17 protein-coding genes and 1 tRNA gene are annotated in these 18,861 nt (G+C 65.7%); 13 read left to right on the top strand and 5 right to left on the bottom strand.

All coding sequences use genetic code 11. From position 1 onward, the window contains the following. Window positions 1–135 precede the first annotated feature (135 nt). The 10 genes from thrS (at window position 136) to ACYVJ8_RS15265 (ending at window position 9,099) form a co-directional block, all read left to right on the top strand. A complete protein-coding gene (thrS, locus tag ACYVJ8_RS15310) occupies window positions 136–2,037 on the top strand; it encodes a threonine--tRNA ligase (RefSeq protein ID WP_460713960.1) in 1,902 nt (633 codons plus the stop codon). Window positions 2,038–2,094: 57 nt separating this feature from the next. Continuing rightward, on the top strand, window positions 2,095–2,616 hold the full coding sequence (gene infC / locus ACYVJ8_RS15305) for a translation initiation factor IF-3 (protein ID WP_460714411.1): 522 nt from the start codon (window positions 2,095–2,097) through the stop codon (window positions 2,614–2,616). A gap of 316 nt (window positions 2,617–2,932) precedes the next feature. After that, the gene (gene rpmI / locus ACYVJ8_RS15300) at window positions 2,933–3,130 is read left to right on the top strand and encodes a 50S ribosomal protein L35 (RefSeq protein WP_027083463.1); all 198 of its coding nucleotides are present in this window, start codon (window positions 2,933–2,935) and stop codon (window positions 3,128–3,130) included. 13 nt (window positions 3,131–3,143) lie between these two features. Next, complete coding sequence (rplT, locus tag ACYVJ8_RS15295) at window positions 3,144–3,503, top strand: 50S ribosomal protein L20 (protein WP_207525558.1); 360 nt, start codon at window positions 3,144–3,146, stop codon at window positions 3,501–3,503. 213 nt (window positions 3,504–3,716) lie between these two features. Further along, window positions 3,717–4,712 carry a phenylalanine--tRNA ligase subunit alpha gene (gene pheS, locus ACYVJ8_RS15290; RefSeq protein ID WP_460713956.1) on the top strand — a complete coding sequence of 332 codons (996 nt, stop codon included), beginning with the start codon at window positions 3,717–3,719 and terminating at the stop codon, window positions 4,710–4,712. Between the two features lie 27 nt (window positions 4,713–4,739). Next, window positions 4,740–7,127 (top strand): phenylalanine--tRNA ligase subunit beta, encoded by a 2,388-nt coding sequence (pheT, locus tag ACYVJ8_RS15285; RefSeq protein ID WP_460713954.1) that lies wholly within the window; start codon window positions 4,740–4,742, stop codon window positions 7,125–7,127. A 22-nt stretch (window positions 7,128–7,149) separates the two neighbouring features. Next, window positions 7,150–7,452, top strand: coding sequence for an integration host factor subunit alpha (locus ACYVJ8_RS15280; protein ID WP_460713952.1), 303 nt, complete (start codon window positions 7,150–7,152; stop codon window positions 7,450–7,452). Beyond that, window positions 7,445–7,801: a MerR family transcriptional regulator gene (locus ACYVJ8_RS15275; protein WP_460713950.1), complete on the top strand. Its 357-nt coding sequence runs from the start codon at window positions 7,445–7,447 to the stop codon at window positions 7,799–7,801. The genes ACYVJ8_RS15280 and ACYVJ8_RS15275 overlap by 8 nt, the downstream gene beginning before the upstream one ends. A gap of 53 nt (window positions 7,802–7,854) precedes the next feature. Beyond that, a tRNA-Pro gene (locus ACYVJ8_RS15270) sits at window positions 7,855–7,931 on the top strand. 145 nt (window positions 7,932–8,076) lie between these two features. Continuing rightward, complete coding sequence (locus ACYVJ8_RS15265) at window positions 8,077–9,099, top strand: TraB/GumN family protein (RefSeq protein WP_460713948.1); 1,023 nt, start codon at window positions 8,077–8,079, stop codon at window positions 9,097–9,099. 9 nt (window positions 9,100–9,108) lie between these two features. Here the strand turns inward: ACYVJ8_RS15265 and ppx are convergent, their stop codons facing one another. The 5 genes from ppx to ACYVJ8_RS15240 all read right to left on the bottom strand — a co-directional run bounded on the left by ppx (window position 9,109) and on the right by ACYVJ8_RS15240 (window position 16,696). Then, the gene (gene ppx / locus ACYVJ8_RS15260; RefSeq protein WP_460713946.1) at window positions 9,109–10,638 is read right to left on the bottom strand and encodes an exopolyphosphatase; all 1,530 of its coding nucleotides are present in this window, start codon (window positions 10,636–10,638) and stop codon (window positions 9,109–9,111) included. Between the two features lie 49 nt (window positions 10,639–10,687). Further along, window positions 10,688–12,763 (bottom strand): polyphosphate kinase 1, encoded by a 2,076-nt coding sequence (gene ppk1, locus ACYVJ8_RS15255; protein ID WP_460714409.1) that lies wholly within the window; start codon window positions 12,761–12,763, stop codon window positions 10,688–10,690. A gap of 41 nt (window positions 12,764–12,804) precedes the next feature. After that, window positions 12,805–14,163, bottom strand: coding sequence for a phosphate regulon sensor histidine kinase PhoR (gene phoR, locus ACYVJ8_RS15250; protein ID WP_460713944.1), 1,359 nt, complete (start codon window positions 14,161–14,163; stop codon window positions 12,805–12,807). A 122-nt stretch (window positions 14,164–14,285) separates the two neighbouring features. After that, window positions 14,286–14,993: a phosphate regulon transcriptional regulator PhoB gene (phoB, locus tag ACYVJ8_RS15245; RefSeq protein WP_460713942.1), complete on the bottom strand. Its 708-nt coding sequence runs from the start codon at window positions 14,991–14,993 to the stop codon at window positions 14,286–14,288. Between the two features lie 125 nt (window positions 14,994–15,118). Continuing rightward, window positions 15,119–16,696, bottom strand: coding sequence for a M48 family metalloprotease (locus ACYVJ8_RS15240; RefSeq protein ID WP_460713940.1), 1,578 nt, complete (start codon window positions 16,694–16,696; stop codon window positions 15,119–15,121). Window positions 16,697–16,952: 256 nt separating this feature from the next. Here ACYVJ8_RS15240 and grxC point away from each other — a divergent pair, with 256 nt between their 5' ends. The 3 genes from grxC (at window position 16,953) to ACYVJ8_RS15225 (ending at window position 18,745) form a co-directional block, all read left to right on the top strand. Further along, a complete protein-coding gene (gene grxC, locus ACYVJ8_RS15235) occupies window positions 16,953–17,222 on the top strand; it encodes a glutaredoxin 3 (RefSeq protein WP_460713938.1) in 270 nt (89 codons plus the stop codon). Continuing rightward, window positions 17,219–17,626 (top strand): carboxymuconolactone decarboxylase family protein, encoded by a 408-nt coding sequence (locus ACYVJ8_RS15230; protein ID WP_460713936.1) that lies wholly within the window; start codon window positions 17,219–17,221, stop codon window positions 17,624–17,626. Before grxC ends, ACYVJ8_RS15230 begins: the two co-directional genes overlap by 4 nt. Before the next feature lie 114 nt (window positions 17,627–17,740). Then, the gene (locus ACYVJ8_RS15225; protein ID WP_460713934.1) at window positions 17,741–18,745 is read left to right on the top strand and encodes an isocitrate dehydrogenase; all 1,005 of its coding nucleotides are present in this window, start codon (window positions 17,741–17,743) and stop codon (window positions 18,743–18,745) included. Window positions 18,746–18,861: the final 116 nt, after the last annotated feature.

The raw sequence follows: 18,861 nt of genomic DNA, 5'->3' as shown, positions 1-18,861 counted from the left end.
TCCCGTCGCAACGGCGCCCTCGTGGCGCCGTTTTCGTTCCTGCGCCGCATTCATGCGCCGCCTCCAGGATTCGCCGGACGGGACGCCGTCCTTCTCCCTTGAATCCTCATCCCGAATTTCGAACCTCGCTTACAGATGATCGCTATTACGCTCCCCGACGGCAGCCGCCGTGAATTCGATAACCCCGTAACGGTCGGAGACGTCGCCGCCTCCATCGGCGCCGGCCTGGCCAAGGCCGCGCTCGCCGGCAAGGTCGACGGCAAGCTGGTCGACACCAGCTACCGCATCGGCCAGGACGCCTCGCTCGAGATCGTCACCGAAAAGCATCCGGATGCCCTGGAAGTGCTGCGCCATTCCACCGCGCATCTGCTCGCCCAGGCCGTGCAGCGCCTGTTTCCGGGCGCGCAGGTCACCATCGGCCCGGTGATCGACAACGGCTTCTATTACGACTTCGCCTACGAACGCCCCTTCACCCCGGACGATCTTCCGGCGATCGAGGCTGAGATGCAGAAGATCGTGAAGGAAGCGCTGCCGGTGTCGCGCAGCGTGAAGTCGCGCGACGACGCGGTCGCTTTCTTCAAGGGCATGGGCGAGGCCTACAAGGCCGAGATCATCGAATCCATCCCGGCCAACGAAGATCTGTCGCTGTACTCGCAAGGCGAGTTCACCGACCTGTGTCGCGGCCCGCATGTGCCCGGCACGGACAAACTGCGCGCCTTCAAGCTGATGAAGGTGGCCGGCGCCTACTGGCGCGGCGATTCCAACAACCAGATGCTCAGCCGCATCTACGGCACCGCCTGGTTGAACGACAAGGACCTCAAGGCCTACCTGCATCAGCTGGAAGAAGCCGAGAAGCGCGACCACCGCAAGATCGCCAAGCAGCAGGACCTGTTCCATCTGCAGGAAGAAGCCCCGGGCCTGATCTTCTGGCATCCCAAGGGCTGGTCGGTGTGGCAGGTGGTCGAGCAGCACATGCGCCGCGTGTATCGCGAGACCGGCTATGGCGAGGTGCGCTGCCCGCAGATCCTCGACGTGTCGCTGTGGAAGTCCTCGGGCCACTGGGACAACTACAAGGACAACATGTTCTTCACCGAGTCGGAGAAGCGCACCTACGCGCTCAAGCCGATGAATTGCCCGGGCCACGTCCAGGTCTTCAAGCAGGGCCTGCACAGCTACCGCGACCTGCCGATCCGCTACGGCGAGTTCGGCGCCTGCCATCGCAACGAGCCGTCCGGCGCGCTGCACGGCATCCTGCGCGTGCGCGGCTTTACCCAGGACGACGGCCATATCTTCTGCACCGAGGATCAGATCGAGGCCGAAGTGACCGCCTTCCACCAGCAGGCGATGAAGGTCTATTCCGACTTCGGTTTCAGCGACGTGCAACTGAAGATCGCCCTGCGCCCGGAACCCCGCCTGGGCGACGACGCCACCTGGGACAAGGCCGAGAATGCCTTGCGCTCGGCCCTGCGCGCCGCCGGCGTGGAGTGGGAGGAGCTGCCGGGCGAGGGCGCCTTCTACGGCCCCAAGATCGAATACCACCTCAAGGACGCCATCGGCCGGACCTGGCAGCTGGGCACCATGCAGGTCGATTTCATGATGCCCGGCCGCCTGGGCGCCGAGTACGTGGACGAGCACAGCCAGAAGCGGCACCCGGTCATGCTGCACCGGGCCATCGTCGGCTCGATGGAGCGCTTCATCGGCATCCTGATCGAACACCACGCCGGGCACTTCCCGTCCTGGCTGGCGCCGGTCCAGGCGGTCGTCGCCAATATCACCGACGCCCAGGCCGACTGGGTCGAGGAAGTCCGGAAATCCCTTACGAATCAAGGCTTCCGGGTCCAATCCGATTTGCGCAACGAGAAGATCGGCTATAAGATTCGCGAGCACACGCTGCAGCGCGTGCCGTACCTGCTGGTGGTTGGAGACCGCGAGAAGGAAAACGGCATGGTCGCTGTGCGTACGCGAGGAGGGGAAGATCTCGGCACCATGTCCGTCGCCGATTTCGCCTCGCGTTTGCGCAGTGAGAGCGCACAGTAGTGTTTGAACCCCGGCCGCACTGATGCGGCCGGCACGCTTCTTCTTGGAGATCGCAACATCAGTACCCCCGAAAAGCCCAATCGAAAGAACCAGGAAATCCGCGTACCGCGCGTACGCGTGATCGGTAGCGATGGCGAGATGATCGGCGTGCTCACGCGCGACGAAGCCCTGCGCATGGCCGAGGAAGAAGGCCTCGATCTCGTGGAAATCCAGCCGAACGCCGATCCGCCGGTCTGCAAGATCATGGATTTCGGCAAGTTCAAGTTCGAGATGCAGAAGAAGGCGAACGAGGCCAAGAAGAAGCAGAAGCAGGTCGAGATCAAGGAACTCAAGTTCCGGCCGGTCACCGATGAAGGCGACTACCAGATCAAGATGCGCAACATCCGCCGCTTCCTCGAAGAAGGCGACAAGGTCAAGATCAACATCCGCTTCCGTGGCCGCGAGATGAGCCACCAGGAACTGGGTCGCGCGATGGCCGAGCGCATCGAGGCGGACCTGGGCGACGAGATCGTGATCGAATCGCGCCCGCGCCTGGAAGGCCGGCAGATGGTCATGATGATCGCCCCCAAGAAGAAGTGAGATCAGCCGCGTAGCGGCTGATTCCAACCGTTCCCCTCTCCCCGCCTGCGGGGAGAGGGCAAAGGGTGAGGGGAGGGCGCCGACAGGCGCCCTTCGCTTTTCCTAACCCCCGGAATTGCAAGGAAATCCATCTCCCTGCATAATGCGCGGCCCGGTTCGCCGGGTTTGCAGTTCGCAGTATCACAGGAACCTGTCTTGATCCTTTCAGGATCAACGACTTACAAACCGGTTTAGGGCAGGACGGAAAGACCAGAACCTCGGGTTCAACCCAGGTCGAGGCGCCCAGGCCAGTCATAGATTTCGCAAGGACACCCCAATGCCCAAGATCAAGACCAATCGGGCGGCGGCCAAGCGCTTCCGGAAGACTGCTTCCGGCAAGTACAAGTGCGGCCACGCCAACAAGAGCCACATCCTCACCAAGAAGGCGACCAAGCGGAAGCGCAACCTGCGGCAGACGAACCATGTTCGTGCCGAGGACGCGGGCCGTCTGGACCGCATGCTTCCGTATCTCTGAGGAGGGCTAGAAAATGGCACGAGTTAAGCGTGGTGTGACGGCACGAGCCCGCCACAAGAAAATCCTGAAGCAGGCCAAGGGCTACTACAACGCCCGTCGCAAGGTCTTCCGCGTCGCCAAGCAGGCGGTGACGAAGGCCCTGCAGTACGCCTACATCGGTCGCAAGCAGAAGAAGCGCAATTTCCGTTCGTTGTGGATCACCCGCATCAACGCGGCGGCCCGCATCAACGGCATGAGCTACAGCCGATTTATCAACGGCCTGCTGAAGGCCGGCATCACCCTCGACCGCAAGGTGCTGGCGGACATCGCCGTGCACGACGCGAAGGGTTTTGCGGCGCTGGCAGAGAAGGCGAAGAGCGCACTCGCAGCGTAAGTTGATCGGCCGGACTCCGCAGCGCGGAGCGCCGGACGTACAACGCAATACACGCATGGGGAAGGGCGCAAGTCCTTCCCCATGTTTCGTTTTGGGCGGCCCGCCTCAGCACCAAAGTACTCATGATGCTGAGGCCGCGCCCGCGGCTAGCAATGACAAACCACGAGCTTTCGCTTTCCTGGAAGCACTGAACATCCCAAGGTTCGGCATCAAATGACCGGAATCGAATCACTGACCCAGCAAGCACTGAGCGACATCGCCACGGCGGAAACGCCCGATGCGATCGAGGCGCTGCGCGTCGCATTGCTGGGCAAGCACGGCAGCGTCACCGCCCAGCTCAAGCAGTTGGGGGCCTTGCCGGCCGATCAGCGCAAGAGCGCCGGCGAAGCCATCAATCAGGCGCGCGACGTCGTCACCGCCGCCCTGGGCGAGCGCAAGACCAAGCTCGAAGACGCCGCGCTCGACACGCGCCTGGCCGCTGAAACCATCGACGTCACGCTGCCCGGCCTCGATGCCGCGCGCGGCGGCCTGCATCCGGTCAGCCGCACGATGGAACGCATCGCCGACATCTTCGGCCGCCTCGGCTACGAGCTGAGCAACGGGCCGGAGATCGAAGACGACTGGCACAACTTCGAAGCGCTCAACTTCCCGCCGCACCATCCGGCGCGGGCAATGCACGACACCTTCTACTTCGGCGACGGCCGCCTGCTGCGCACGCATACCTCCGGCGTGCAGGTGCGCTACATGCTGGAGAACAAACCGCCGCTGCGCATGATCGCGCTGGGCAAGGTCTACCGCAGCGATAGCGATCAGACCCACACGCCGATGTTCCACCAGTGCGAAGGTCTGCTCGTCGACGAGCACGCCAGCTTCGCCGATCTCAAGGGCACGCTGGCCGAATTCGTGCGCGCGTTCTTCGAGCGCGATTTCGAGATGCGCTTCCGTCCGAGCTACTTCCCCTTCACCGAGCCTTCGGCCGAAGTCGACATCGCCTGGCAGCAGCCGGACGGTTCCACTCGCTGGCTGGAAGTGCTGGGCTGCGGCATGGTCCATCCGAACGTGCTGCGCAACGTCGGCATCGATCCGGAGAAGTACACCGGCTACGCCTTCGGCCTGGGCGTGGAGCGCTTCGCGATGCTGCGCTATGGCGTCGACGACTTGCGCAGCTTCTTCGAGAACGATGTGCGGTTCCTCAAGCAGTTTGCATAAATCACGGATCGTCGAGACCGTTCCAACATGAAATTCAGCGAAAACTGGCTGCGCCAGCATGTGCCGACCACCGCGACGCGCGACGAGCTCGCCGCGACGCTGACCGCGATCGGCCTGGAAGTCGAAGACATGACCGTGCTGGGCGAATCGCTCGCCGGCGTCGTTGTCGCCCAGATCGTCAGTGCGGAAAAGCATCCGGAAGCCGATCGCCTGCAGGTCTGCCAGGTCGACACCGGCAACGGCATCGTGCAGATCGTGTGCGGCGCGCCCAACGCGCGTGCTGGCCTGAAGGCGCCGCTCGCCACCGTCGGTGCGAACCTGCCCGGCGGCCTAGCGATCAAGGCGGCGAAACTGCGCGGCGTGGAGTCCTTCGGCATGCTGTGCTCGGCGAAGGAACTAGGCGTTGATCCGGACGCCTCCGGCCTGCTGGAACTTCCGAGCGACGCAACGGTAGGTACGCAGCTCGCCGATTACCTCGGCCTGCCCGACGCCACCATCGAACTCAAGCTCACGCCGAACCGCGCCGACTGCTTCAGCGTGCGCGGCATCGCCTTCGACGCCGCCGCCGCACTGGGCAGTGAAGTGCGGCCGCTGGAAACCGCCGAGGTGCCGGCGCGCAGCGACAGCATCATGGCCGTTGAACTCGACGCGGGCGCCAAGGTGCCGCGCTTCGCCGGCCGCGTGATCGAAGGCATCGATCCTGCCGTCGCCACGCCGTCGTGGATGGCCGAGCGCCTGCGCCGCAGCGGGGTGCGCCCGATCAGCTTCCTCGTCGACGTGACGCAGTACGTGATGCTGGAGCTGGGCCAGCCGATGCACGCGTTCGACAAGGACACGCTGGAAGGTCCGGTCGTCGTGCGTCACGCGCGCAACGGCGAGGAACTCAAGCTGCTAGACGGCCGCACCGTGGCGCTCGACGACGATTTCCTCGTCGTCTCCGACAGTCGCGGCGGCAAGGCCGCACGCGCCGCCGCGCTGGGCGGGATCATGGGGGGCTACGACACGCGCGTGACCGACGCGACGCGCAATGTCTTCCTTGAAGCTGCGCATTGGATTCCCTCGGCGATCATCGGACGTAGCCGCAGGCTCGGCATGCACACCGACGCCGGGCATCGTTTCGAGCGTGGCGTCGATCCGGAGCTGCCGCGCATCGCGGTCGAATACGCGACGAAGCTGATCGTCGACATCGCTGGCGGCGTGCCGGGCCCGATGATCGACGTCATGCGCGAAGCCGACATGCCCAAGCCGCAAATCGTCGGCCTGCGCCGCGAACGCCTCGCGCGCGTCCTCGGCCTGCGCGTCGCCGATGCCGAGGTCGAGCGGATCCTGCGCGCGCTGGGACTCGGCGTGGAAGCGATCGACGATGGCTGGCGCGTGACGGCGCCCACGCGCCGCTTCGACCTCGCCATCGAGGAAGACCTGATCGAGGAAATCGCCCGCATCCACGGCTACAACGTCATTCCGACCACGCTCCCGGCAGGCGCCTCGCGCCTGGTTGCGCCGTCGGAAACCCGCATCGACGAAGCGACCGCACGCCGCCAGCTGGCCGCGCGCGACTATCTGGAAGCGGTGAACTACGCGTTTGTGGACGCGGACCTGCTGGCGACGTGGGGCGCGACCGACCGCGCCGTACCGCTCGCCAATCCGCTCAGCGCCGAGCTGGGCGTGATGCGCACCGCGCTGCTGCCGGGCCTGGTCTCCGCGCTCGCACGCAACGCCGCGCGCCAGCAGTCGCGCGTGCGGCTGTTCGAGCTCGGCAACGTCTTCGCCGCCAATGGCGACGCCGCGCCGCTGGAAACCCAGCGCATCGCGGCCGCCGCGTGCGGCCATGCGCAGGGCGAGCAGTGGTCGGGCAAGTCGCAGCCGGTCGGTTTCCACGATTTGAAGGGCGACCTCGAAAGCCTGGCCGCTGCCGCAGGCGCGCATCTGGAATACCGGACGTCGCAGCCGACTTGGGCTCACCCGGGCCGTTCCGCCGACGTGTACCGCGACGGGGTCAAGCTCGGCTGGATCGGCCAGCTGCACCCGCGCCTGCAGCGGGCGCTGGACCTGGACGCGGACGTAATCGCGTTCGAACTCGACCTCGAGGGTCTGCTGGCGCGTGCCGTGTCGAAGGCCGGGGCGCAGTCGCGCTATCCGTCCGTCCGCCGCGACCTTGCGTTCGTCGTCGCCGAAGGCACCCCCTGGGCGGCCGTTTCGGCCACCGTGCGCCAGGCTGCGGGCCCGATGCTGCGGGACTTGGTGTTGTTCGACCGATACGCCGGAAAGGGCGTGGAAACGGGATTCAAGAGTCTGGCTATGGGCTTGATTCTGCAGGAAGAATCCCGCACCCTGACCGAAGCCGACGTGGAAGCGGCGGTGGCGGCCGTGATCGCCGCCCTGCAGCATGAACACGGCGCGGCGATACGCGGCTGACGCAGTTGGGGGTTTTGCACCGATGGCACTGACCAAGGCAGAAATGGCCGAACGCCTGTTCGACGAAGTCGGACTGAACAAGCGTGAGGCCAAGGAATTCGTCGACGCGTTCTTCGACGCGTTGCGCGAAGCCTTGGAGCATGGCCGCCAGGTGAAGCTATCCGGCTTCGGCAACTTCGACCTGCGCCGCAAGAACCAGCGGCCGGGCCGCAATCCCAAGACGGGCGAGGAGATTCCGATCTCCGCCCGCACCGTGGTGACCTTCCGCACCGGCCAGAAGCTGAAGGAACGCGTCGAGGCCTACAGCGGAGCCGAGAATGCTTGACCCCGGCAGCAACCGCGAGCTTCCGCCGATCCCGGCCAAGCGCTACTTCACCATCGGCGAAGTCAGTGAACTGTGCGATGTGAAGCCGCACGTGCTGCGCTACTGGGAAACCGAATTCCCGATGCTCAGCCCGGTGAAGCGCCGCGGCAACCGCCGCTACTACCAGCGCCACGAAGTGCTGATGGTCCGCCAGATCCGTGGGCTGCTGTACGAACAGGGCTACACCATCGGCGGCGCGCGGCTGCGCCTGGAAGGCGAGGGTGCCAAGCAGGAGTCGGCGCTGAGCTCGCAGATCATCAAGCAGGTGCGGATGGAGCTGGAAGAAGTCCTGCAGCTGCTGCGTCGATAAGCCCTTTTGTTTATACTTGCCGCCCGCTCAAACGCGGCAACAGCAAGACTTTTCGGGGTATAGCGCAGCCTGGTAGCGCATCTGCCTGGGGGGCAGAGGGTCGTCGGTTCGAATCCGGCTACCCCGACCAATTCGATGAACGACAATGCCCGGCCAAAAGCCGGGCATTGTCGTTTCGGGCTGTGCAACGCGAGGTTGCTTCCCGACGTTGAACTCGTGCGGCGCGGGTAATGTCAGTAACTCATTGCCTCGACGAGGCCTGCGGAGTGCAACGGATGCGTTCGATAGTTCTCGGAGTCTTGTTCCTGGCGTGCACAACGGCCTCCGCGGCAACACTGGAGGCAGCTCCGCAAGCCACACCGCCGATCCGCGACGAAGCACCGGTCGTGGTGTCGGGCAAGTTGCCCGGTCCGGGCATGTGGAAGGTGTCGCGCAACGGGCACGTGATGTATGTGCTGGGCACGGTGTCGCCGCTGCCCAAGGGCATGGAATGGGTTTCGCGCGACGTCGAGCAGGTGTTGTCGCAAGCACATGAAGTCGTCACCGGTCCGAGCTATCAGGTCGACACCGATGTCGGCTTCTTCGGCAAGCTGGCGCTGCTGCCTTCGCTGATCGGCGTACGCAAGAATCCGGACGACAAGAAGCTGCAAGAGGTGGTGCCGCCGGAATCGTATGCGCGTTGGCTGGTGCTCAAGCAGCGCTACCTAGGCCGCGATGGAGGCGTCGAGAAGATGCGGCCGATCTTCGCCGCAGGCGAGCTGTATCAGGCGGCGATCAAGGACGCGGGCTTGGCCGGCGGCATCGTCTGGCCCGTGGTGGAGCGCTCGGTCAAGGCGAACCACATCAAGCTCACCGAACCGAAGGTGAAGGTGACGATCTCCGATCCGAAGGCGGCGCTGAAGGAATTCCGTTCCGGGTCGCTCAGCGATCAGGTCTGCTTCGACAAGATGCTGGCGAATCTGGAAACCGACGTGGCGCGCATGGCGCAGCGGGCGAACGCCTGGGCCGTGGGCGATATCGACGCGCTACGCGCCCTGCCGCTCGGTGATCAGTACCAGGCCTGCCAGAACGCGCTGATGCAGGTATCCGCGGCGCAGAAGCGCGGGATCGTCGACGCCGAAGGCCAAGCCCGCCGGGCCTGGCTGTCGGCTGCGGAAGCCGCGATCGCCAACAACCCGGTGAGTTTCGCGATGTTGCCGATGGCGGAGCTGCTCGAGAGCGACGGATCTGTGCCGGCCCTGCAAGCCAAGGGCTATGTCGTCGAGGCCCCGGATGCCGCCGCGCCGCCTACCGAGTGAGAGGTGCCGTCAAAGCGCCACGATCTGCAGCTGGATGCCCAGTCCGGCGATGTCGTCCGGCTCGCCGGACAGGTCCGCCTTCACCAGCGGGCGGGCCTCGAGCCAGCGTTTGGAGACGGTGAGCGTCAGCTGATTGCCTTCCGCCTTGAGATCGAGGCGTGGGATTTCGCCGTTCTCGTGCGAGCGATGCAGCAGCACGGCCAGGCGCAGCAGCGCCGCGCTGCGGCGGGCCACGTTGAGCAGGCGGTCGGGCACCGCGTCGAAGGCGCCCTTGGGAATGTTGCGGCGATGCGTGCGGATCAGCGCGGCCAGGAAACGCTGCTGCTGTTGCGAGAAGCCCGCGATATCCGAGTTCTCCACCACGTACGAACCGTGCACGTGGTACTGGCTGTGCGCGATGACGAGGCCGAGCTCGTGCAGGCGCGCGGCGCGGGCGAGCATGAGCCGATCGTCTTCGTCCAGCGTCCAGCTCTTCGCGACCTGTTCGAACAGGCGCATCAGCGTGGCCTCGACGCGCGTGGCCTGCTTCTTGTCGATGGCGTAGCGCACCATCAGTGCATCGACCGAAGCATCGCGCGGATCGTGCGCACCGCCGCGGCCGACCATGTCGTAGAGGATGCCTTCGCGCATCGCCGCCTTGCTGACCTGCATGCGCTGCAGGTTGAGCGCGGCGAACGCGGCTTCCAGCACCAGTACGCCGCCGGCAATGACGGGGCGTCGGTCGGAGGACAGGCCGGGCAGGTCGATGTCGTCGATGTGATCCGCCTGCAGGAGGCGATCGCGCACCTGCGGCAGGGCTTCGGCGGTGACCGCGCCCTTGGTGAGCTTCATCGCCGCGCAGATCTCGCCGATCGCCTTGTTGGTGCCCGAGGAGCCGATCACTTCGTGCCAGCCCAACGCGCGGTAGGTGCCGGTGAATTGCTGGAATTCGGCGGTCGCCTCGGTCAACCCGTCGCGCCATTTCTTTTTCGACAGCTTGCCGCTGGGGAAGAAGCGCCGCGTGGTCGCGACGCAACCCAACTGCAGGCTTTCGCGTTCGATCGCCTCGAAGCCGGTGCCGATGATGCATTCGGTGGAACCGCCGCCGATGTCGACGACCAGGCGCAGTTCGCCCGGCTTCGCCGGCTGCGCGTGGGCGACGCCCAGATACACCAGGCGCGCCTCTTCGCGGCCCGACACGACTTCGATGGCGTGCCCGAGCGCGGCTTCGGCAGGAACCAGGAAGGATTGCGGCTGGGCGAGGCTACGTACGGTATTGGTCGCGATCGCACGGACGCGCTGCGGGGGAATGTCCTGCACGCGCTGACCGAACCGGGCCAGGCAGTCGATGGCGCGCTGACGCACGGTGGCGTCGAGGCCGCCCTTGCCGTCCAGGCCTTCGGCCAGGCGCACGGTCTCGCGCAGGCGGTCGACGATGCGCAACTGCCCGAGCAGGTAGCGGGCCACGACCATGTGGAAACTGTTGGAGCCAAGGTCGACAGCCGCGAGCATGTCGCCGTCTTCGAGGGGAAGGCGGGAGCTCGGGTAGAGGTCATTCATGCGTACATGATCCGGCCCCCGGCACGATCAAAGCAATGGGCTGACTGATCTAGCTGCAGATCTTCGCCAGCAATGCGCCCTGCGCCGAGTGCGGAGGGACGTCGCCTTGCGGATGCACGCGCTCGTAACCGCCTTCGGCATGCAGCTCCCAGGCGCTGACGTTGTCGACGAGGTAGTTCGCGAGTGCTTCGTCGAATACCCGCTTGGACAGATCCGGGTCGACGAGAGGGAAGGCGGTCTCGACGCGGCGCAGAAGATTGCGTTCGAGCCAGTCGGCGCTGGAGCAGAACAGATCGGGCGCGCCGTCGTTGGCGAACCAGTACACGCGGTGGTGTTCGAGGAAGCGGCCGACGATGGAACGCACGCGGATGTTGTCTGAAACGCCAGGTACGCCCGGCCGCAGCGTGCAGGCGCCGCGCACGATCAGGTCGATCTGCACTCCGGCTTGAGATGCCTGGTAAAGCGCGCGCACCACCTGCGGCTCGTTGAGAGCATTCATCTTGGCGACGATGCGCGCGGGCTTGCCGGCCTTGGCGTGCCTGGTTTCGCGGTCGATGCGCTTGAGCACGCCGGCATGCAGGGTGAACGGCGACTGCAGCAGGCGCTTGAGCTTGATCACGGGCGCCAGGCCGGAGATCTGCTGGAAGATCTGGTGCACGTCGGCGCCGATGTCCGGATCCGACGTGAGCAGTCCGAAGTCGGTATACACGCGGGCCGTGCCACTGTGGTAATTGCCGGTGCCCAGGTGCACGTAGCGGCGCAGCTTGCGGCCCTCGCGGCGCACGATCAGCAGCATCTTCGCGTGCGTCTTGTAGCCGACGACGCCGTACACCACCTGCACGCCGGCGTCCTGCAAGCGATCGGCGAGGCCGAGATTGGCTTCCTCGTCGAAGCGCGCGCGCAGCTCGACCACCACGGTGACGTCCTTGCCGTTGCGCGCGGCCTGCACGAGGTGATCGACGATCGGCGAGTCCTTGCCGGTGCGGTATAGCGTCTGCTTGATCGCCAGGACGTTCGGGTCCTCGGCCGCCTGCTTGATCAGTTCGAGCACGGGTGCGAACGATTCGAACGGATGGTGCAGCAGCACGTCGCGCGCGCCGATCATGTCGAACATGCCTTCCAGTCCGGGCAGCACACGCGGCTGGAAGGGCGGGAATTTCAGATCGGTCCGCTGCACCAGGTCGTAGACCTGGATGACACGGTTGAGGTTGACCGGACCGTTGATGCGATAGACCGCGTTTTCCGGCAGATCGAAGTTTTCCAGCAGCGTGCGCACGATCGGCTTCGGGCACTGCTCGGCGATCTCCAGGCGCACCGCGCGCAGATAGCCGCGGCCGGCGAGTTCGTCGCGCAGGGCCAGGGCGATGTTGTCGACTTCTTCCTCGTCGACCACCAGTTCGGAATTGCGGGTCACGCGGAACTGGTACGCACCCTCGACCTTCATGCCTGGGAAGAGTTCGTCGACGAACGCCGACAGCACCGCCGACAGGAACACGAAGTCGTGCGGACCGCCCGAGACCTCTTCCGGCAACTGGATGATCCGCGGCAGCGAACGCGGCGCGCGCACGATGGCGAGATTGCCGGCGCGGCCGAAGGCGTCGCGGCCTTTGAGCACGACGACGATGTTCAGCGACTTGTTGAGGATCTTCGGGAACGGATGCGCCGGGTCCAGGCCGAGCGGCGACAGCACCGGCATGATCTCTTCGCGGAAATACGTGCGCAGCCACTCGGTCTGTTGCTCGGTCCAGCCGTCGCGGTGCAGGACGCGCACGCCGTTGTCGGCGAGCGCGGGACGCAGCACGTTGTTCCAGCATTCGTACTGGTCTTTCACCAGTTCGGCGGCGCGGTCGTGGATGCGCGCGAGCACCGCGACCGGCGCCAGGCCATCGGCACCGGGCGCCAGGCCCAGGTCCTGCGCGTGGCGCAGGGTGCCGGCGCGGATCTCGAAGAACTCATCGAGGTTGGTGCAGGAAATGCACAGGTAACGCAGCCGCTCGAGCAGCGGAATCGACGCATCCTGCGCCTGCGCCAGCACACGGAAGTTGAAATCCAGCTGCGACAGTTCGCGGTTGAAGTACAGCGCCGGATCGCGCAGGCGGTCGGCTTCGTTGCCGGGATCGTACATGCCGGCGTTGGCGGCGCTGGCGGTGACTTCGGCGGCAGGCTTCATGGCAATGCAATGTCCAAGGGTTCGCGCGGGCGCACGCGCTCGGCGCCGAAGTGGCAGGAGAACGTACTGCCGCGTCCGACTTCGCTGGTGATGTCCAGGCGCGCCTGATGCAGGTTGAGCACGTGCTTGACGATCGACAAGCCCAGGCCGGTGCCGCCGCTCTCGCGCGACCGGCTGGTCGAGACGCGGTAGAAGCGCTCGGTGATGCGCGGCAGGTGCGCGGCCGGAATGCCGTAGCCGGTGTCGGCCACTTCCAGCACCACGCCCGCATCCTTGGCGAGCGCGCCGCTGGCGAGACGTTCGGGTTTGTCGTTGCGCAAGCGGATGGTGATGTGGCCGCCGGCTGGGGTGTAGCGGATCGCATTGCTCACGAGGTTGGAGAACGCGCTGTGCAGTTCCTTGTTGGAACCGAACAGGTCGACGCCGGCGCTGTCTTCGACGCTGATCTCGTGGCGGTTCTGGCTCAGCGCCATGGCCTCGCGACGCAGCGTGTTGAGCATGGCCGGCATGGCGATGGTTTCCTCATGCGCCAGCTCGTCGGCCGATTCCAGGCGCGAGAGCGTGAGCAGGTCCTCGACCAGCTGGGTCATGCGCTGCGACTGGCGTTGCATCTCGGCGACCATGGGCGCCCAATCGGGATGCTCGGTCGGATCGAGCATGTCGAGGTAGCCGTGGACGACGGTCAACGGCGTACGCAGCTCATGCGAGACGTTGGCGACGAAGTCGCGGCGCATCTGTTCCAGCTGCAGCAGTCGAGTGACGTCGCGCGCGACCAGCAGCCAGAGGTTCTCGGAGTAGGGAATCAGGCGCAGGCTGAGCGTGACCGTCGAGTTCCAGGGCGAAGTCACTTCCAGTGGATCGGCGTTGCGGCCTGAGGCGAGCCAATGCGACAGCTGCAGTGGCTGCAGCCGGCTAGCGAGCGGCGCGCCGATGTCTTGCGGGTAGCCAAGATGCAGCAGGCCGCGCGCGGATTCGTTGAACCACTGGATGCGCTGGCTGTTGCGTTCGACCACGACGATCGCGTCGGGCAAGGCCGCCGCGGCGGCGCGGTACGCCCGCAGCATTTCGATCAGGCGGCGTTTGCGGCCGCGCATCTCCTGCTGGCCGCGATGGAGCAGGCGATCGAGTTCGTTCCAGGTGCCTTCGCCCAGTGGCGGGGTGTAGCGCTGGCGCGCGGTCAGCCGCATCAGCAGCTTGCGCAGGCGCCAGTAGTGCCAGGCCACCACGCCCAGCGCGCCAAAGGTGATGACTTGCCAGGGGCGGCCGACCAGCAGGCCCACCAGCGCCGCCGCGGCCAGGACCAGGGCGAGCTGACCCAGGGTGCGGAACCAGGCGGAGCGGGCGCGGGGCGGCATGGCAGAAGGGAATCCGTTCGAAGAAGCAGCGATTGTCAGGGAAGGATGCGTGCGCAATGTGGCGCGCTCATCGCATTTTGCCGCTCATTCCGACGGCGTGCGGTGTTCCGCGTCCGCCCGTTTCAGGCCTCCACCGCGGCGGAAAAGCGATAGCCGGCGCCGCGTACCGTCTGCACCATACCGTCGAGCTGATGCGGCTCGAGGGTCTTGCGCAGGCGGCGGATGTGCACGTCGACGGTGCGCTCCTCCACGTACACGCTGCCGCCCCACACATGGTCGAGCAGCTGCGTGCGCGAGTAGACGCGCTCGGGATGGGTCATGAAGAAATGCAGCAGGCGGTATTCGGTAGGACCGATCTGGACCGGCTGCTCGTGGCCGTCGGTATGGGCGAAGACGCGGTGCGCGGCGCCGTCGATGCGTAGCGGGCCGACGCCGACGCTGCCGTCTTCGTCGTCCTCGCGCGAACGGCGCAGCACGGCGCGGATCCGGGCCAGCAGTTCGCGGGCGGAGAAGGGCTTGACTACGTAGTCATCGACGCCCGCCTCGAGGCCGCCGACGCGATCATTCTCCTCGCCACGGGCGGTGAGCATGATGATTGGGACTTCGCGGGTGAGCTGTTCCTTGCGCCAGCGGCGGGCGAGTTCGAGGCCGCTGGTGCCGGGCAGCATCCAGTCGAGCAGGATCAGGTCGGGGACGCGATCGGCGATGGCGGCTTGCGCCTCGCGGGCGTCGCCGGCGTGGACGGGGTCGTATTCACCCTTGCGCAGGGCGAAGGAGACCATGTCGCGGATGGCGGGTTCGTCTTCAACGATGAGAATGCGCTTCTGCACGGGTCACCGGTCGGGGGAAGGGCTGAGAGCCTGAAGCCGCACCAGTACACTACCGTTTTGTGACGACTCGGTGACACCGTACGGTGTGCCGTAGATGAGTCAGGTTTTGCCGCGGTTGGCGGCGGCTAGCGACGTTTCAGATCTTCGTCCTCGATGCCCTGGCGTTTCAGTTCCAGGACCGTCGGGGTGATCGCGGCGATACGGGCGTCGATGCGGGCCCGGGCGTAATAGTCGAGGTCGGGGCGGCGCTTGAGCGTGTTGAGCTGGACCAGGGCGGCTTCGGCGCGGCCGTTGAGGTAGGCGGCTTCGGCGTAGGCCTCGCCGGCGCGGACTGGATCGCCGGCGATCTCGCTGGCCCGGGCGAACGCCTGCTGGAACTCGGGATCGTCTCCTGAACGCCCAAGTAGCGGACGCAGAACGGCCTGCGCACGCTTGCCGGAGGCGGTGGTATTCCGCTCCGAGAGAACACGGGCGTAAGTGAGCGCCGCCGGGCGGTTTTGCGGCATGGTCTGGAGGATGGCTTCGAAGCGCGCGTCGGCGGCGTCCGCCTTTCCGGCGCGGGCCTCGGCTTCGCCCAGCGCCAGGCTCAGCCACAGGTCGCCGGGGTGCTTGGCCAGCAATTCGGACAAGGCTGTCGCGGCCGCTGCGCCCTGGTTGGCGCGAAGCTTCGCCACGGCCAGGCCGTAACGCTGCGCTTCGGTGAGCGGTTTGGATTTGCCCAGTTGTTCGTATTCGCGAATGGCGTCGCTGGGCGATTCCGCGCTGAGTACGCGCAGCCGTTCGCGCGCGAACTCGAACTGTCCGGTACCTCCGCTCAACGCGGTAGTTCCCATCTTGAGTCCACCTGGCAGCAGCGGATTGTCGGTTTGAATATCGGCGCTGAAGCGGGCGGGCGCGCGCGCCATCTTCGCTGCCAGGTCCTTGGCTTCGCTGATGCGGGTCGTGGTGACCGGATGCGTCATCAGATAGCTGGGTGTCTCACCGTAGTAACCCGCGCGGTTCGCGCGCGAGCGCGAGTTGAGCGTGCCGAAGAACTCCGCCATCGCCGCCGTGTCGTAGTGACTGCGCGACAGGGTCTGGATGCCGATGCGGTCGGCTTCGGCTTCGTTCGAGCGCGTGTAATCGATCTGGCGCTGCTGCATCAGGCCCTGCGCGGAAACGACGGCGGCCTGGATCGCATCGTCCGAGGAATTGCCGCCGGCCGCCTGCGCCGCGACCACCGCGCCGAGCATGGCCAGCAGAATCGGAATGCTGTCGCGTTGCGCGCGCTCGACACCGCGCAGCACGTGCTGCTGGGTGACGTGCGCGATCTCGTGCGAGAGCACGGCGGCGACTTCGTCCTCGCGATCTGCCGCGAGCACCAGTCCGGAGTTCACGCCGACATAGCCGCCCAGGGTCGCGAACGCATTGATCTGACGCTCGCGCAGCATGAAGAAGGTGAAGGGGTGCTGCGGCTTGTCGCTATTGGCCGCGAGCCGCGTGCCGAGCGTGTCCAGCCAGCTGGCGATCAGCGGATCTTCCAGCGTGTAGTCGTAGTGGCGCAGCTGCGCCAGCATCATGCTGCCGTATTCCTGCTGCCGGTGCGGCGTGAGCAGTTCGCCGGCCGAGGAGCCGATGTCGGGCAGCCGTGCCTCCTGGGCGTCGGCGCACAGCGTGGCCAGGCCAAAGACAAGCGCGGCGGAGAGCAGGGTGATACGACGCAAGCGGAATTCCTTGGGTAAGCCGGGCTGGGTTTAGCTGGTCTGGGTTTAGCTGGTCTGGGGAGGATGCGTGTCCGCCGGGCGGCCGGTGTGAATCACAAGTTAATAGAACAAGTTAATAAGTACGGCGCACGGCCGGGCTACGCATCTGTGACGGGACATCACCGCAAGTCACTGTTCCGTCGCTAGGATGGAAAACAAGGGGCCCGGGTCCCATATTTCGACCAGCAAATTTTCCGCAAGTTTCCTGGAGACGGTCTTGAGCGACACCCCTCGTATTCTCATCTACACCACGGCGGTGTGCCCCTACTGCGTGGCTGCCAAGAATTTCCTCAAGAGCAAGGGCCTGACGTGGTCGGAGGTCCGTGTCGACACCGATCCGGTCGAGCGCGAGAAGATGGTGGCGATCACCCGCCGGACCAGCGTGCCGCAGATCTTCGTCGGCGAGACCCATGTCGGCGGCTACGACGACATGATGGCCCTGCATCGCGCGGGCGGTTTCGAGCCGCTGCTGGCGGGTGCGGCATGAGCGGCGGTGGCGACAAGGGCGCTGGCGAAAAGGACCGCGTCGCGGAATTCTCCGCCTTCCGCAAAAGAATGAACGAGCGGATCCTGGCCGAGCCCAACCAGGTCGTACGCCGCTTCTTCGCGCTCGACACGCAGACCTATCAGGCCGGCGCGCTGGACGTGAAGACCAAGGAGCTGCTCGGCCTGGTCGCTTCGCTGGTCCTGCGCTGCGACGACTGCATCAGCTATCACGTCGCCCAATGCAAGGAAGCGGGAGTCAACCGCGACGAGATGTTCGAGGCTTTCTCGGTCGGCCTGGTGGTCGGCGGCTCGATCGTCATTCCGCACCTTCGCCGCGCGGTCGATTTCCTGGATCAGTTGGAGGGCGGCAGTGCCGATGCGCCCGCCGCCCACGACCACGGTTGAAGGTTCGCAGGCGTACGGCGGGACGCCGCATCTGCCATAATTGCAAGTTCTAAAGCCCCTTTACGGCGCCACGCCCCGAGCGTGGCGTCGGCCTGTCTGGAACTTTCAAATCAAATGACAACGATCACTGTCATCCGCGGCGACGGCATCGGCCCGGAAATCATGGATGCCACCCTGCAAGTGCTGGATTCGATGAATCTGGGCCTGCAGTACGAGTTCGCCGATGCCGGTTTGGTCGCGCTGGAAAAGCACGGCGAGCTGCTGCCCGCCGCGACGATGGACTCGATCCGCAAGAACCGCATTGCGTTGAAGTCGCCGTTGACTACGCCGGTGGGCGAGGGCTTTTCTTCGATCAACGTCGAGCTGCGCAAGCGCTTCGATCTGTACGCCAACGTGCGTCCGGCCAAGTCGTTCCCGAACACCAAGTCGCGCTTCCCGACCGGCGTCGACCTGATCACGGTCCGCGAAAACACCGAAGGCGCGTACATCGGCGAAGGCCAGGCGCTGTCGGAAGACGGCGAGACCGCCGTGCTGACCCAGAAGGTGACGCGCCGCGGTTCCGAGCGCATCGTCCGCTACGCCTTCGAGCTGGCGCGCAAGACTGGCCGCAAGAAGGTCACGGTGGTGCACAAGGCCAACATCCTGAAGTCGACCTCGGGCCTGTTCCTCAAGACCGCACGCGCGGTCGCCGCGGAATACCCGGACATCCAGTGCAACGAGATGATCGTCGACAACACCTGCATGCAGCTGGTGATGAAGCCGGAGCAGTTCGACATCATCGTCACCACCAACCTGTTCGGCGACATCATTTCCGACCTGTGCGCCGGTCTGGTGGGCGGCCTGGGACTGGCTCCGGGCGCCAATATCGGCACCGACGCGGCGATCTTCGAAGCCGTGCACGGTTCCGCGCCGGACATCGCCGGCAAGGGCATCGCCAATCCCTGCGCGTTGCTGCTGGGCGCGGCGCAGATGCTCGACCACCTGGGCCAGTGCGAGAAGGCCGAGCGCCTGCGCGCCGCCATCATCGCTACCTTGGAGGCCAAGGACTCCCTGACCCCGGACCTGGGCGGCGAGGGCACGACCATGAGTTTCGCCAAGGCGATTGCCAGCCGGATCTGAGCGAACGCAATCCTTTGAGCTGAACGGGGCGCCGCGAGGCGCCCCGTTTTGTTTTCCGGAGTCCCTGATCGCGCAGTTGAGGCCGTTCCATGGCCGTCACTGCGCTGTTCCGCATT

This window comes from Lysobacter terrae (genome assembly GCF_054782215.1).
This window is presented reverse-complemented; position numbering and strand designations above follow the sequence as displayed.